Raw genomic sequence first — 15,031 nt, forward strand, 5'->3', positions numbered from 1 at the left:
CGGGTCACCGCGGGGTGGCCGGCAGCGCGGGCAGTACCGGGGTGTACAGCCAGGCATCCCAGAGCGACCGCAGCGGGTTCGGGCTGTAATGCCCGGCCAGATCGGTGAAATCGTCGGTGGTCACCGAGGAATGCCGGTGCCGGGTCGTCCACTCGCGCAACAGATTGAAGAACTTCGGATCGCCCAGCAGCAGCCGCAGCGCGTGCAGGGTGAGCGCGCCGCGCTTGTACACCCGATCGTCGAACATGCGCGCCGGACCGGGATCGCCGATGAGGATGTCCTGCGGCAGATGCGCGAGAGTGCGGTGCGCGGTGCGGGCAAGCTGATCGGCGCTCGGCCCGCCCGCGGCCTCGGACCAGATCCACTCCGCGTAACAGGCGAAGCCCTCGTGCAGCCAGATATCGCGCCACCGGGAGATCGTGAGGCTGTTGCCGAACCACTGGTGCGCCAGCTCGTGCGCGACGAGGCGCTCCGAACCGCGCTGCCCGTCACAGTGATTCGCGCCGAACGTGGAGATGCCCTGCGCCTCGATGGGAATCTCGAGCTCGTCGTCGGTGACGACCACGGTGTACCCGTCGAACGGATACGGCCCGAACGCCTCGGTGAAGACCTCCATCATGCGGGGCTGGCGCGCGAAATCGTGATCGAACGCCGCGCGCAACCGCAGCGGCAGCACCGCCTGCATCGGTACCGCCCCGCGCCGAGTGTCGATGCGGTGCTTGCGATACGGCCCGATCTGCACCGTCGCCAGATAGGACGCCATCGGCTCGGCCTGCTCGTACACCCAGGTCGTCTGGCTGGCCTTGGTCTGCTTGCGCATGAGCGTGCCGTTGGCCAGCGCGTAGTACGGGGTGTCGGTGGTGATCGAAATCCGGTAGCTGGCTTTGGAACTCGGGTGATCGTCACACGGGAACCAGGACGCCGCGCCGTTGGGCTGACTGGCCACCAGCGAGCCCTCGGTCAGTTCCTCCCAGCCGACCTCACCCCACGGCCCGCGCACCGGGCGCGGCGTGCCCGCGTACTGGATGACCAGCGACAGCGCCCCGCCCACCGGGATCCGCTGGGCCGGGGTGATCACCAATTTGCCGTGCTGATGGGTGTATTTGGCCACCCGAGCACCGGTGATCAGCACCTTGGAGACCGACAGGGACTGCGACAGATCGAGCGCGAACCGATCCTGCTCGCGGGTCGTCACCGCGGTGATCTCCGCGCGCCCGGCGAGCCGGTTGCTCGCGACCTTGTAGGTCAGGTCCAGCTCGTACCGGGACACCCGGTACCCGCGATTGCCGTTCTGCGGCAGGTAGTCGTCGATCGGCTCCTCGGCGAATTTGTGCACCCTCACCGGGCGGCCCCGCCCTTGCCGGACCACGGCGCGATCGGATTGCCCCACCACCGGGTCGACGGCGGCACCGTGTCCCCGCGCATCACCAGCGACGCGGGACCGACGGTGGCGCCCGCCCCGATACTCGCGGCGGGCAGGGCGACGCAATGCGGGCCCAGGGTTGCCCCGGCGCCCAGAGTCACGGTGTCCATGGCCATGATTCGATCATGGAACAGGTGTGTCTGCACCACGCAGCCGCGCTCGACGGTCGCCCCGTCGCCCAGGGTCACCAGGTCGGCCTCGGGCAACCAGTACGACTCGCACCACACCCCGCGGCCGATGTGCGCGCCCAGCCCGCGCAACCACAGATTCAGTACGGGCGTACCGGTCGCGGCGCGCGCGAACCAGGGCGCGGCCACGTGTTCGACGAAGGTGTCCGCGACCTCGTTGCGCCAGACGAACGAACTCCACAGCGGATGCTCCTCGGTCCCGATCCGCCCCACCAGCAACCACTTCGCGGCCACCGACACCGCACCCGCCACCGCGCCCGCCGCCAGCAGCACCAGTCCGCTCAGCAGCGCGGTCGCCAGGTGCCCGACGGTCTGGGCGAGCCAGGCCAGGGTGAACAGCACCCCGAGCCCCACGGCGAAGGTCACCAGCACCGGGATCAACCGGCAGGTCTCGACGATCGCGCGGGCCACACGCAACTGCGGCGAGGGATCGAAAGTGCGTGCGGTGTCCCCGCTTCCGGCGGTGCGCCGCAGCCGCACCGGGGGACTGCCCAGCCACGACGAGCCGGCCTTGGCCTTGGACGGCGCGGCCGAGAGCACCGCGACGAGCCCGTTCTTGGGCACCCGGCGGCCCGGCGCGGTCATCCCCGAATTCCCCAGGAAGGCGCGCTTGCCCACCTTCGCCTCGCCGATGTGCAACCAGCCGCCGCCCAGTTCGTAGCTGGCGATCATGGTGTCGTCGGCCAGGAACGCGCCGTCGGCGACCGTGGTGAACTTCGGCAGCAGCAGCACGGTGGACGCCTCCACGTGCTTGCCGATCTTCGCGCCCAGCAACCGCAACCAGATCGGGGTGAGCAGGCTCGCGTACAGCGGGAACAGGAACGTGCGGGCGGCGTCGAGCAGGCGTTCGGTGGCCCACGCCTGCCAGCCGACCCTGCTGCGCACCGGGTGATAGCCCGGCGTCAGCCCGATACTGAACAATCGCACCGCCACGATGGTCACCGCCGCGTACACGCCCAGACTGAGCAGCGTCGCCACCGGCAGAATCGCGAACGCGCGGCCGAGCCCCTGCGACAGCGTCGTGGTGTCGCGTATCCACCAGGCGATGAACGCGCCGCCGGTGCCCAGGCCCAGAATCGGCACCGCGGCCAGCAGCATGGAGGTGACACCGAAGATCGCGACCCAGTGCGGAGCCCGCGCCGGGGTGTGATCGGGCCAGTTGTGCTGCGCCTTACCGACCTTCACCGCCGGTGAGCCCGCCCACGCCTGTTCGCCCTTGACCTTGCCCGCGACCGCCGAGCCCGGCGCGATCTCCGCGTTCTTCCCGATCCTGGTGCCGGGCAGCAGAATCGACCGCGCGCCCACCACGGTGCCGGGACCGATGCTGATAGGCCCGATGTGCACGAGGTCGCCGTCGATCCAGTAGCCGGACAGATCGACCTCGGGTTCGATGCTGCACCCGTCGCCCAGCTCGAGCATGCCGGTCACCGGCGGCAGTGTGTGCAGATCGACGCCGCGGCCGATGCGCGCGCCCAGCGCCCGCGCGAACGGCACCATCCACGGTGCGCCGGACAGGCTTTCGGCCCCGCTGGCCGCGGACAGCCGCACCGTGGCCCACAGCCGCAGATGCGTCCAGCCGCCGCGCGGATAGCTGCCCGGCTCGACGTTGCGCAGCAGCAGCCGGGATCCGGCTACGCACAGCGCCATCCGGCCGGGCGGGGAGATGAACAGTACGAACGCCAGCAGCGCCCACCACCAGGACAGGCGCGGGAGCCACGGCAGTGATTCGGTCCAGGCCGCGATGTTGCCGACGATGGCCAGCCAGGTGAGCCACTGCAGGCCGGTCAGCGTGGTCAGCGGGACGGTGGCCAGCACCTGGAACAGTTGGGCGCGCAGCGGAACCGGGCGCACGAGGCGTTCGGCGGCCGCGGCGACCGGTGCGGCGGCGTCCAGCATCGCGGCCAGCGCGCCCAGGCGGGGGGAGTCGTAGAGATCGGCGACGGTGATGCGGGGATGGCGTTCGCGCAGCGCGCCGACCAATTGCGCGGCGGCGAGCGATCCGCCGCCGAGGTCGAAGAAGTCGGCGCCTGGATCGGTGACCTCCGCGCCCAGGATCGAGTCCCACAGCCCCGCCACCCAACGTTCGGTCTCGCTCAGTCCGGGATCGGCGGCGGTGGCCTTGGGCAGCGGCCAGGGCAGGGCGTCGCGATCGACCTTGCCCGAGGTGCGGGTGGGCATGTCGGCGACCACCGCCAGGCGCGGCACCAGGGGAGCCGGAAGCTGTTCGGCCAGAATCGCCCTGGCGGCCTTGACGTCGTAGTCGGGGCCGGGGCCGGTCAGATAGCCGACCAGGATCTTGTTGCCCGCCTTGGTGGTTCGGTTGGCGGCCGCCGCGCCGGTCACGCCGGGTAGGTGCTGCAGCGCGTTGTCGATCTCGCCGAGTTCGATGCGCCTGCCGCCGAGCTTGATCTGGTCGTCCGCGCGGCCGAGGAACACCAGGCCCGCGCCGTCGTTGCGCACGAGATCGCCACTGCGGTAGGCGCGTTCCCAGCCGAGCGAGGGCAGCGGCGCGTACTTCTCGGCGTCCTTGGCCGGGTCCAGGTAGCGCGCCAGGCCGACGCCGCCGATGACGAGTTCACCGGATTCGCCCTCGCCCACCGGGTTTCCGGCCGCGTCCACGACGGTGAGATCCCAGCCGTCCAGGGGCAGTCCGATGCGCACCGGGAACGAACCGTCCAGCAGCGCCGCGCACGCGACCACGGTCGCTTCGGTGGGGCCGTAGGTGTTCCACACCTCGCGATCATCGGTCCCGGCCAGGCGTTCGGCCAGTTCGGGCGGCACCGCCTCGCCGCCGAAGATCAGCAGGCGCACCGAGTCCAGCGCCTCGGCGGGCCAGGTCGCGGCCAGCGTCGGCACGGTCGAGACCACGCTGATCTCCCGGCGCACCAGCCACGGGCCCAGGTCCGCGCCGGTGCGCACCAGCGCGCGCGGCGCGGGCACCAGGCAGGCGCCGTTGCGCCAGGCCAGCCACATCTCCTCGCAGGAGGCGTCGAACGCGACCGAGAGACCGGCCAGCACGCGGTCTTCTGTGCCGATCGGCTCGGCGGGCAGGAACAGCCGGGCCTCGGCGTCGACGAACGCGGCGGCGTTGCGGTGCGTGACCGCCACGCCCTTGGGCGTGCCGGTGGAACCGGAGGTGAAGATGATCCAGGCGTCATCGCCGGGTTCCGGGGCCGCGGTGGGCCCGCCCGCCGATTGCGCTGCCGCGGCGGTGGTTTCGATGCCGTCGGCGGTCAGGATGGCGGTCACCCGGGCCTCGCCGAAGACCAGGCGGGCGCGCTCGTCCGGATCGTCCGCGTCGACCGGCACGTAGGCGGCCCCGGCGTGCAGGACGGCCAAGATGCTCACATACAGCGCGCGCGTCCCCGAGGGCATGCGCACCCCGACCCGATCGCCCGCGCGCACCCCGGCCGCACCCAGTTCGCGGACGCGGGCCTCGACCGCGCGGGTCAGTTCGGTGTAGCTCAGGATCGTGTCGCCGTCGTCGATGGCGGGCGCGTCCGGGAACGCGGCCGTGGTGGCGGCCAGGATGTCGACCAGCGTGCGGGCCGGTGGGGCGAGCGCCGCCCGCAGCATGGGGCTTTCGCCCAGCGCGGTATCGACCTGGGGCTCCAGCATCGCGTCGTGCCAACCTCTCATAGAACTGTCGAACGCTTCGGCGTCTGTTGTTTCACACGAGGGTTACCAGCGGGCGAACTCCACGGTGACCGAATGTCTACGCTACCCGTGGTGCGGATTGTCGGGTGTGCACCGTTGGCCGTAAGTTCATGCGGCATGGCACTACCATCGGCTTTCCACGACCTGGCCAAACGGGTGAACAATTGGGGCCGTTGGGGTTCCGACGACGAAGTCGGCACCCTCAACCTCATCACCGACAATGTGGTGCGCGCCGCGGCCGCCACCGTGCGCACCGGGCACCGGGTCGCACTGGCCGTGCCCCTGAGCCAGCAGGGCATCCAGACCGGCATGATCCCGAACCGGGTCAACCCGCTACACAGCATGGTCGCGGTGAACTGGGAGATGTTCGGGCCCGGCACCGTCGCCACCAGCGATGACGTGGTCACGATGGGTTTGCAGGCCGGGACGCACTGGGACGCGCTGACCCACGTCTCGCATTCGGGGCGCATCTACAACAACCGGCCCGCGGACACCATCACCGCGCACCGCGGCGCCAAGTTCAGCGGGATCGACAAGGCCACGCACCTCGTCTCACGCGGTGTACTGCTCGATGTCGCCGCGGCCCACGGCGTGGAACGGCTGCCGAGCAACCATGCCGTCACCCCGGAGGACCTGGACGCTGCAGAAGAATACGGCCGAGTGCGGGTGCGACAGGGCGATATCGTGCTGATTCGCACCGGCCAGATCGGGCTCTACCTGGCCGGTGACCGCGAGGGCTACGCCGTCCCCTCGCCGGGGCTCTCGATTCGCTGCCCCGAGTGGTTCCATGCCCGCGACGTGGCCGCCGTGGCCAACGACACCCTGGTCTTCGAGATCTTCCCGCCCGAGATCGAGGGTGTGTGGCTCGGCGTGCACGCCCTGCACCTGGTGGAGATGGGCATGCTGCAGGGCCAGAACTGGAACCTGCAGGAGCTGTCCGCGGCCTGCGCCGAGCACGGCCGCTACGAGTTCCTGCTCACGGCCACCCCAGAGCCGTTCGTGGGTGCGACCGGCACCCCGGTGGCCCCGGTCGCGATCTTCTGAGGAACGGCCCGGCCGTGCGGGGCCGGCCGGGTCACCACATATCGCCCCACGTGGGCCGCTCGCCGATATCGAAGACCGCGTAGTTGCCGCGCACGCGCATGGGTACCGACGAGCCCTCGGGAAAGCGCTCCTGGAGCGATCGTGCGCGCCGGAGCCGGAACTGGTTGAACACGTATTCCTTTCGAATCCGATGCTCGGCGCCGGTGCCCGGGTGCCGGAACTCGGTCTCGATCCGCACCCGGTGCTGATCGAGCCCGTTGGTGCGTTGGACCCGCTTGTAGCCGGTCTCGACGACGGTGCCCGCGGTCTTGTCTCCGGTCCGGCGCATGCTCGCGAGCCGTGCCCGCCACAGCAGCCCCAGCACCTGCGGCCAGAGCAGCAGCCCCACGACCGCGGTCACCGGTAAGGACAGCGCGTACAGCACCTCGCTGTCGGTCCACCCCGCGATCAGCAGGGTGAGGCGCGCGATCCCGGAGAAGAACAGCACCACCGCGATCGCCGTGACGAGCATCCATCCCAGGGTCGCGAAGCCGACCAGTTTTCTCTTGTCTCCCACCCCGTTACCTCTCTACTCGCCGTCCACCTCATCACCGCGCCGCGCGATCACCGCACCGGGGTGCCCGATCGCGTCGACGCGACGCGTTCGTCCGCGGGTCACCCCGGAGTGCGCGGAACCCGGACGGCACGGGCGCCCCGTCGCCGCGCGCAGATCAGGACTTGCCGAACCAGGTGGTCAGGGCGGCGCGCAGGGACTCGGCCGCGGTGTCGGGGGACTCGTCGACGTGGGCCGCCCAGGCGGTGTGGGCGTCGGGGCGGATCAGCAGGGCGTCGGCGGGGCGATCGGTCATCTCGCCGACGTGGATGTCGACGCGGTCGTGCCAGTCCCGGGCGACGGCCGACAGGTCGGGGCGGTCGGTGAGAACGAGCAGGATCGGGCGGGCGGGGCGCATCAGCGTCGCGACGTCGGTGTCGTCGTCCCCGATGCGCAGGGCGAGGTTCGGGGCGAAGACGCCGGCGAGGGGGTGGGGGTTCTCGTCCGGCATCGGGTAGCGAATGTCGTTGTGCCCGACCAGGTTGCCCAGGCGTTGCAGGGGCTGTTCGTCGGCGAGGAGTTCCTGGACGAGCGTGCGCAGGGCGTCGGCGGCGGGATCGTGGCCGCGGCGCAGGGCTACCTGGGCGCGCGTCTGCAGCCGGGCGCGGGCGCCCGCGAGGTGGCGCTCCTCGTGGTAGGTCTCCACCAGGCCGGCGGGCGCCCAGCCGTGCACGTCGGCGGCGAGTTTCCAGGCGAGATTGACGGTGTCGAGCATGCCCACGTTGAGGGCGGTGCCGGTTGCGGGGAACAGGTGCGCGGCATCGCCGGCCACCAGAATCCGGCCGGCGACGTACCTCTCGGCCTGGCGGTCCTTGAACGTGAAGCGCGAGAGCCGGGTCGAACCGGTGAGCGGCACCTCGGCGCCGAGCACCCGGGTGATGCTCGCGCCGAGTTCGTCCAGCGTCAGCGGCTCGTCGTCGTCGTACTCGGCGGCCTCGTCCTCGGTGGTCATGAGCGAGAGGCCGCCGGGCGTGGCGGCGAACGCGAACGCGCCGCGATCGGTGCGCGTGAAGCCCGCGTGCACCACGCCGAGGCCGGGCACGTCGATATCGCCGTTGTCGAGCACGGTCACCGCGTCCGAGACCGTGACCGCCGCGAATCGGTTGACCTGCGGGTAGGTCGTGCCCGGGAAGTCGATGCCGGCCAGGTCGCGGATCCGGCTGCGGCCGCCGTCGCAGCCGACCAGGTAGCGGGCGCTGACGTCGTACTCGCCGTCGGTCCCCAGTACTCGCGCGGTCACGCTCTCCTCGTCCTGGTTCACCCCGATCACCGTGCTGGCGCGGCGGATCTCCGCGCCGAGGTCGCGTGCGTGCGCGTCCAGCATGTGTTCGATTTCGCGCTGCGGCAGCGGCAGCGCTCCCATGGGAGGCTCGGCCATCGCGGTGAAGTCCAGGTACACATCGCCGAACGGGAAGCGCGGCGCGAGGTGCGGATCGCTGCTCGCGGCCTCGAAGCGCTCGTACAGCCCGCGATAGCGCAGCAGATCCAGGATGCGGCCGCCGATCCCGCTGGCCTTGGGCACGTCCCGGATCGCGGGCTGACGCTCGAAGACCAGCGTCCGCACCCCCGCGAGACGCAGTTCGCCGGCCAGCATCAGGCCGCTCGGTCCCGCGCCCACAATGATGACGTCGGTGTCCAGCACAGGCATTCGTACAACTCCAATTCCGCCGGGTTCGGCTACGGCGGATGATTCTGCGGCATCACCCGGGTCTTGCCGCAAGCCCCCTTCTCCGCTATAAGTTGAGAGTGGGAAGGGGTTGGGGGGCTTCATTTTCGGCTTGCGCCGCCAGCGGACGGAAAATCTCTTCACCGATCGCGGATCCATCGTGCGCTGCCCCGGCCTCGCCGGACGCCCCGGATCCGGCAGCGCGCGAATGCCATTCGCCGCCGGGATAGGTGATGTACAGCGGGCCGAGGTTGCAGGGGTTGAGGCAGCCGGTCGGGGTCACCAGCGCGTCGGGGTTGTCACGCCGCAGTTCCCGGTAGAGCTCGCCCGCGCCGTAGACGGTGCAGCGCGGGCCGCGGCAGACCAGTATGTGCGAGGTGTGCTCGGGGATCACCGACCAGGCGGGACTGCGGAACGCGCGCGGGCTCGCGCCGATCACCGTGCCCTCCTCGCTCATGCGGGTGCGCACGAGGTCGACGAATTCGGTCGCGGTGTCGATGCCCGCGGTGATTCGTACCTCGGTGTCCACCCCGCGGCTCTCGCGCCAGTTCGCCACCGCGCGGGCGATCCACGTCTCCAGGTAGCGGTCGCGCGGAACGGCCAGCGGGATCAGGGTGACGGGTACGCCGTCGCGCAGCGCGTCGTCGAGCACGTCGTGCACGGTCGGCTCGTCCTGATCGAGCACCGCGTAGCCGATCCCGCAGGCGTCGGCGAGGCGTTGCACGGCAACGAGATCCACCCCGGACGGCGTGGGCCGGGCGACGAGAATGTGCCGGCGGCTCATGCGGTACGCACCGTGCGCGGGGCGGGAATCACCAGCGGGGTGCCGGTGAGCGGATCCTCGATCACCGTGCAGTCCAGGTCGAAGACCTCGGCGATCAACTCGGGCCGCACGATCTGCGCCGGACTGCCCTGGGCGAGCACCCGGCCGTCCTTCATCGCCACGATGTGATCGGCGTAGCGGGCGGCCAGATTCACGTCGTGCAGCACCGCGATGATGGTGCGCGGCAACAGGGTTCGCAGCACGTCGAGGATGTCGAGCTGATGGGCCAGGTCCAGGAAGGTCGTCGGCTCGTCCAGCAGCATCACCTCCGGATCCTGGGCGATCGCCAGCGCGAGCCACACCCGCTGGCGCTGCCCGCCGGACAACTCGTCCAGGGTGCGGTCCAGCAGGTCCAGGGTTCCGGTGGCGGACAACGCCTTCCGCACCGCCGCGTCGTCCGCGTCAGACCACTGCCGGAACCAGCGCTGATGCGGGTGCCGCCCGCGCCCGACGAGATCGCCGACGGTGATCCCGTCCGGCGCGACGGGCTGCTGCGGCAGCATGCCGAGGCGGCGGGCCAGCGTGCGCGCGGGCTGCCGGGCGATGTCCGCGCCGTCGAGCAGCACCGCGCCGGTGGCGGGCGGCAGCAGCCGGGCCAGGCCGCGCAGCAGCGTCGATTTGCCGCAGCCGTTGCGGCCGACGATGACCGTGAACCGGCCGGCGGGGAAGTCCAGGTCGGCGCCGGTGACGACGGCGGCGCCGCCGTAGGCGAGGCCGAGTCCGGCGGTGGTCAGATGTGCGGTCATCCTGCGTGTCCGATTCGAGTAGCGCGGGCGAGGAGGTAGACGAGAACGGGCGCGCCGAGAATCGCGGTGACGACCCCGACCGGCAGTTCGGCCGGGAACAGCCGGCGCGCGGCCAGATCGGCGGTGACCACCAGCAGCGCGCCGGCCGCCGCGGCGGGTGCGAGCGCGGCGCCGCGGCCGGCGAGCAGGCGGCGCGCGATCTGCGGTGCCACCAGGGCGACGAAGGCGATCGGCCCGGCCGCCGCGGTGGCCAGTGCCGCGGCCAGCGCGGCGAGCACGACGAGCGTGGTCCGCTGCGATGCGCGCCGTCCGGTCAGCGAGTGGGCGAGGTCGTCACCGAGTTCGAGCAGCGGAAGCGCCCGGGCGAACACGATCAACGGCGGCAGCACCGCGGCCACCGCCGCGGTCGCGAATCCCACGTGGAGCCAATCGCGTCCGGTCAGGCTGCCGGTGAGCCACATGGCCGCGGTATGGGCCTGGTAGATGTTCGCGCGGGTCAGGATGAACGCGATGGCCGCGGACAGCATGGCCGTGACCCCGATGCCGACCAGGACCAGGCGGTAGCCGTCGAGCCCGTCCTTGGTCGCCACCGCCAGGATCAGCGCCATGGCCGCGAAGGCCCCGGCGAGCGCGCCGCCGACCAGGCCGAGGCCCGATCCGCCGAGCACGACGCTCACCACCAGCGCTCCCAGAGACGCGCCGGTATTGATGCCGATGATCTCGGGGCTGACCAGGGGGTTGGTGGCGACGCGCTGCAGAATCGCGCCCGAGATCGCGAAGGCCGCGCCCGTGCCCAGGCCGGTCAGCACCCGGGGTAGGCGATCGGCCACCACCACGTCGTACTCGATCAGCGTGCCGCCGCCGCCCAGGACCCGCAGCACGTCGGCGACGGTCAGCGGATAGTGCCCGACGGTGAGCGACCACGCCGCCACGAGCAGGGCCGCGGCCGTGAGGGCCACGGTGAGCAGGGCCGAGCGGCGCTGGACCCGAATGACCACTCGCTGTCCGGGCGAGCGCAACAGCACTGTCCCCCCGGGCAATACGCTCGGTTCGTGTCCTGTCACAGGGTCGCCACCTTCCGGTTGCGCACGAGATAGAGGAAGAACGGCGATCCCGCGAAGGCGGTGATGATGCCGACCTGGATCTCCTGCGGCTGGGCGAGCACCCGGCCGGCGATGTCGGCGAACAGCAGCAGGGTCGGTCCGAGCAGCGCGCACCAGACCAACACCCAGCGATAGTCGTGCCCGGCGAACGCGCGGGCGATATGCGGAATCACCAGGCCGATGAACGCGATCGGACCGGCGATCGCCACCGCCGAGCCCGCCAGCAGCACCACGCTCAGCGCACCGAGACCTCGGACCACTACCGGGCGGGTGCCGAGCGTGCGCGCCATGTCGTCGCCGATGGCGAGGGCGTTGAGCGAACGCGCCACCGCGACGGTGAGAGCCGCGCCGACGGCCAGGAAAGGCAGTACGGCCCACAGGGATTCGAGGCTCGCCCGGGTGAGCGAGCCGACCACCCAGAAGCGGAAGTTGTCGAAGGTGGTGCGGTCCAGCAGGGTGATCGCCGTGGTGATCGACCCGCACAGAGCCGTGAACGCGGCCCCGGCCAGGACCAGTTTCACCGGGGTCGCGCCGCCGAATCCGAAGGAGCCCAGGGTGTATACGAACACCGCGGCCACCGCCGCGCCCACGAACGCGAACCACACCAGGCCCGCCGCCGAGCTCAGTCCGACAACCGCCATGGCGAGCACGATCGCCAGTGACGCGCCGGCGTTGATGCCGAGTAGCCCCGGCCCGGCCAGGGGGTTGCGGGTCAGGCCCTGCATGACGGCCCCGGCGAGGGCGAGCGCGATGCCCGCCAGCAGCCCGGCCACGGTGCGCGGCAGGCGGATGTAGCGCACGATCCGGTCCGTGTCGCCGCCCCGGAAATCGGTGAACGCCGCGAGCACGTCCGCCAGATCGAGCGGGTGCGTCCCGATCAGCATGGAGCCCGCGCAGGTCGCGGCCAGCGCGGCCCCGGCCAGCAGCAGACCGGCGCCGCGCACGGTGCCGATCACCGCGCGAACAGATCCGGGTGGATCAGTCCGGCGACGAGTTCGGTGGCGTACGCGATGCGCACCCCGGCGGCGCGATCGGCGAACAGGAACGGGTGCACCGTTTTCGCGCGCACGGCTTTCAGATTGGCGAAGGCGGGATTGCCGGTGAGCTTGTCCACCTGCGGCTGCGCGTCGGCGCGCACGTAGCTCGCCTTACAGCACAGGCTGGTCAGGATGATGTCGGGATCGCGGGCGATGAGCTGCTCCGCGCCGATCTGCACGTTGCGGCGTTCGGTGAGATCGGCGAACGCGTTGACCCCGCCCGCGGCCTCGATGATCCGGCTGACGAAATCGATGCCGCCCGCGACGGTGTAGGAGCCGTCGTCCTTGGGCGTGACGACCGCGACCGTCGGCCGGGCCGCGCCCTCGACCTTGGTGCGCACCGCCTCGATGCGCGAACTCAGGTCGGCGACAACGGTCTCCGCGCGCTCGGACACGCCCCACAGCGCGCCCAGGTCCCGCAGGTCGGCGTACACGTTGTCGAAGCGCACGGTCGCCGGGTCGATGGCCTCGTCCGCGAGACCGTCCGCGCTCGGGCACAGCGGGCTCAGCACCCAGGTCTCCACGCCCAGATCGTGCAGGCTCGCCCGGGTTCCGACGCTGCTCTGCGACGACGTCGCGAACACGCCGTTGAAGCCGGACAGCACGAAATCCGGTGTCTGTGAAAGTAATTCGTCCCGGCTCGGCAGCTTCTCCACGTAGGGGGATTTCGCCTGCGCGGCTTGGTATTCCGGCAGCACCGCCGAATCCAGGAACGCGGTCCCGGCCAGGCGGTCGGTGACGCCGAGGGCGTGCGCGATCTCGATGGAGGGCTGGTACGCGGCGTAGATGCGCTGCGGCGGCCCCGGCACGGCGACGTCGATACCGCAGTTTGCGCGGGTGACGGCGTTCGCGCCGTCGGCCGCCGGTCCGGCCTGGACGCCGCAACCGGTCAGCAGCAGCGCGCAGGCGAGCAGCGCGCCGGTACGCAGGCGCGCGAAAACAGATGGGGTCACCGAGACCGCCTTCCAGGTCCTCGTGGAATGGGGTGTTGCCTGCCGTGGCCGGTCTCCTGGCTGACGGGATACCGCGTGAACGATCGGCCTTCCCAGGGCGCGGGCACCCCAGTGGCCCCGGCGGATCACTCCGTCCGGACAGATCTGTTCACTTCCCGATCACAGTGGCGAGGGCCGCACCGGCTTCACACCGGTTTCCCGAACACCACGGCGGAGGGACTGTACCAAGATCACGCGCGAGCACGGGAAGCGCTCGGGTGCGGACGGATCCGGTGTGCTCGGATCCGCGTGAGGGGCTCGAGGGAGTTCGCCCGGGCCCGTGCCGTCGCGACCCGGGGAGTTGCCGCTCGTGTCCCGGTCGGTGCGGGCGTGGCCCGGGAGTGCTACTCGACGTGCCCATCCGGCTTCGGCGCGAGGCGGCGGGCGGAGAGTTCGGCGTGCGAGACGCGCCGCAGGGCCGCGATGACCGGTTCGTAGAGGGCTGTGCCCAGCACCGCGTATTCGATTGCGCGGGAAGCGGAGTCGAGGGGCATCTCGGCTATGTCGTACTCGGCGATCGCCAGCACGGCGGGGCCGTAGGCGCGCAGGCGCTCCTCGGTCATCGGCATCCCGGCGGCCTCGGCGGCGGCGAGGGCGTGCTCGAGCTGGGCCACGGCCGGGTAGTCGTCGGGGACGGCGAGGCCGAGGGCGGTGAGCGCGGCGCGGGCGCGCGGGTACTCGGCGGGTTCGCCGGGGTCGACGGCGGGCGGCAGCAGGGCGGTGGCGGTGGCCAGGGTGTCGAGCAGGGGGCGGCCGGGCTCGTCGATGAGGGTGACGATCGCGCGGATCTGGGCCATCGACAGGCCGAGCCCGGACAGCGCCTTGATCAGGGCGATCCGCTGGACGTGCGTCTCGCCGTAGCGCGCGCGGGTGGCGCTGGTGGCCTCGCCCGGCATCAGCACGCCTTCGCGCAGGTAGAACTTCACGGTCGGGATCGGCACGCCGGTCCGTGCCGCCAACTCCGACATGAGCACGCGGGTCTCCTTCGCTCGGCGCCTTGACATTAGGTACTAGCACTATCCAATATTGGGTAGTAACAGTATCCAATCAAGTGTACGAACCCGCGGGAGTCCTCGTGTACGCCACCCTGATCGATCCCCTGATCAGCATTGTTCTCGGTGCCACCATCATCTCCGTCGCCACCATCGCCTTCGGTGGGACGTTCCTGCTCCGCGTCGTCACCGGCGGTCAGGAGACCAACGAGCTGCAGAAATCCTTCTTCCGCGCCGGGCACGCGCACGCCGGGGTCCTGGTGATGCTCGGCCTGCTGCTGGCCGTGCTCGGCAACGCCGCCGGCGCCAGCCCCGGCTGGGCGAACGGCGGTGCGATCGCGGTCCTGGCCGCGGCGATCCTGATGCCCGCCGGGTTCTTCCTCTCGGTGCTGGGCACCGACCCCGTTCGTCCGAATCGCCTGATCGCCGCGGTGTGGCTCGGCGCTGCCACCCTCGTCACCGGCGTCGTCATCTCCGGCGCGACCGTCCTGCTCGCGGGCATCGACCGGTTCTGATTCCGGCGCGGGGAGAACGCCCGCGGCACAGCCGAATCCACGGCGTGCGCGGGTGTGCGCGGAGAGGCGAGGGCACGATCCCCAAGGCGTCACCGCCTCGATCCGCCTAGCAAGCGGTCCCGGGCCCCGCCCGGTTGCCTCTCCCCGCCCCGGGTGGTCCCGGGGGTGGTGACCTCGACGGGAGTCGAACCCGCGTAGTCCTGACTGAGAATCAGGGTGCCCGACCGGCAGAGCACGAGGCCGTGTGGAGTTG

Annotated in this window: 12 protein-coding genes, 1 tRNA gene and 1 riboswitch; of the genes, 2 read left to right on the forward strand and 11 right to left on the reverse strand. The window is 71.2% G+C overall.

What is annotated here, in order from left to right; genetic code table 11:
• Positions 1-4: 4 nt before the first annotated feature.
• Together ACWIGI_RS26980 and ACWIGI_RS26985 are read right to left on the reverse strand one after the other, a co-directional pair.
• Positions 5-1,342, reverse strand: coding sequence for a M1 family metallopeptidase (locus ACWIGI_RS26980; RefSeq protein ID WP_454205273.1), 1,338 nt, complete (start codon positions 1,340-1,342; stop codon positions 5-7).
• Positions 1,339-5,229 carry a Pls/PosA family non-ribosomal peptide synthetase gene (locus ACWIGI_RS26985; protein WP_454205274.1) on the reverse strand — a complete coding sequence of 1,297 codons (3,891 nt, stop codon included), beginning with the start codon at positions 5,227-5,229 and terminating at the stop codon, positions 1,339-1,341. Before ACWIGI_RS26985 ends, ACWIGI_RS26980 begins: the two co-directional genes overlap by 4 nt.
• Positions 5,230-5,385: 156 nt before the next feature.
• On the opposite strand from ACWIGI_RS26985, the gene ACWIGI_RS26990 reads away from it, so the two are divergent.
• Positions 5,386-6,312, forward strand: coding sequence for a cyclase family protein (locus tag ACWIGI_RS26990; protein WP_454205275.1), 927 nt, complete (start codon positions 5,386-5,388; stop codon positions 6,310-6,312).
• Positions 6,313-6,343: 31 nt separating this feature from the next.
• Here ACWIGI_RS26990 and ACWIGI_RS26995 read toward each other — a convergent pair whose 3' ends face one another.
• The 8 genes from ACWIGI_RS26995 to ACWIGI_RS27030 form a co-directional block, all read right to left on the reverse strand.
• Positions 6,344-6,868, reverse strand: a complete 525-nt coding sequence (locus ACWIGI_RS26995) for a hypothetical protein (RefSeq protein ID WP_454205276.1) — start codon at positions 6,866-6,868, stop codon at positions 6,344-6,346.
• A 154-nt stretch (positions 6,869-7,022) separates the two neighbouring features.
• Positions 7,023-8,552 (reverse strand): FAD-dependent monooxygenase, encoded by a 1,530-nt coding sequence (locus ACWIGI_RS27000; RefSeq protein WP_454205277.1) that lies wholly within the window; start codon positions 8,550-8,552, stop codon positions 7,023-7,025.
• An 85-nt stretch (positions 8,553-8,637) separates the two neighbouring features.
• A complete protein-coding gene (locus tag ACWIGI_RS27005; RefSeq protein WP_454205278.1) occupies positions 8,638-9,354 on the reverse strand; it encodes a (2Fe-2S) ferredoxin domain-containing protein in 717 nt (238 codons plus the stop codon).
• Complete coding sequence (locus tag ACWIGI_RS27010; RefSeq protein ID WP_454205279.1) at positions 9,351-10,139, reverse strand: ABC transporter ATP-binding protein; 789 nt, start codon at positions 10,137-10,139, stop codon at positions 9,351-9,353. The genes ACWIGI_RS27005 and ACWIGI_RS27010 overlap by 4 nt, the downstream gene beginning before the upstream one ends.
• A complete protein-coding gene (locus ACWIGI_RS27015; RefSeq protein ID WP_454205280.1) occupies positions 10,136-11,137 on the reverse strand; it encodes a FecCD family ABC transporter permease in 1,002 nt (333 codons plus the stop codon). The genes ACWIGI_RS27010 and ACWIGI_RS27015 overlap by 4 nt, the downstream gene beginning before the upstream one ends.
• Before the next feature lie 62 nt (positions 11,138-11,199).
• Positions 11,200-12,198, reverse strand: coding sequence for a FecCD family ABC transporter permease (locus ACWIGI_RS27020; RefSeq protein WP_454205281.1), 999 nt, complete (start codon positions 12,196-12,198; stop codon positions 11,200-11,202).
• Positions 12,195-13,232, reverse strand: coding sequence for an ABC transporter substrate-binding protein (locus tag ACWIGI_RS27025; RefSeq protein WP_454205282.1), 1,038 nt, complete (start codon positions 13,230-13,232; stop codon positions 12,195-12,197). Before ACWIGI_RS27025 ends, ACWIGI_RS27020 begins: the two co-directional genes overlap by 4 nt.
• 29 nt (positions 13,233-13,261) lie before the next feature.
• Positions 13,262-13,457, reverse strand: a riboswitch (cobalamin riboswitch).
• Positions 13,458-13,615: 158 nt separating this feature from the next.
• Entirely contained in the window at positions 13,616-14,245 is a 630-nt protein-coding gene (locus ACWIGI_RS27030) for a MerR family transcriptional regulator (protein WP_454205283.1), read from the reverse strand.
• A 77-nt stretch (positions 14,246-14,322) separates the two neighbouring features.
• On the opposite strand from ACWIGI_RS27030, the gene ACWIGI_RS27035 reads away from it, so the two are divergent.
• The gene (locus ACWIGI_RS27035; protein WP_454205284.1) at positions 14,323-14,778 is read left to right on the forward strand and encodes a hypothetical protein; all 456 of its coding nucleotides are present in this window, start codon (positions 14,323-14,325) and stop codon (positions 14,776-14,778) included.
• Between the two features lie 166 nt (positions 14,779-14,944).
• Here the strand turns inward: ACWIGI_RS27035 and ACWIGI_RS27040 are convergent.
• Positions 14,945-15,020: transfer RNA gene (locus tag ACWIGI_RS27040), tRNA-Glu, on the reverse strand.
• Positions 15,021-15,031 lie beyond the last annotated feature (11 nt).

The organism is Nocardia sp. NPDC055321, from assembly GCF_053645575.1.

Coding starts and splice junctions, on each gene's coding strand:
- ACWIGI_RS26985 (WP_454205274.1), bottom strand. CDS start 5,229: ATGCTGGAGCCCCAGGTCGATACCGCGCTGGGCGAAAGCCCCATGCTG.
- ACWIGI_RS26990 (WP_454205275.1), top strand. CDS start 5,386: ATGGCACTACCATCGGCTTTCCACGACCTGGCCAAACGGGTGAACAAT.
- ACWIGI_RS27000 (WP_454205277.1), bottom strand. CDS start 8,552: ATGCCTGTGCTGGACACCGACGTCATCATTGTGGGCGCGGGACCGAGC.
- ACWIGI_RS27005 (WP_454205278.1), bottom strand. CDS start 9,354: ATGAGCCGCCGGCACATTCTCGTCGCCCGGCCCACGCCGTCCGGGGTG.
- ACWIGI_RS27010 (WP_454205279.1), bottom strand. CDS start 10,139: ATGACCGCACATCTGACCACCGCCGGACTCGGCCTCGCCTACGGCGGC.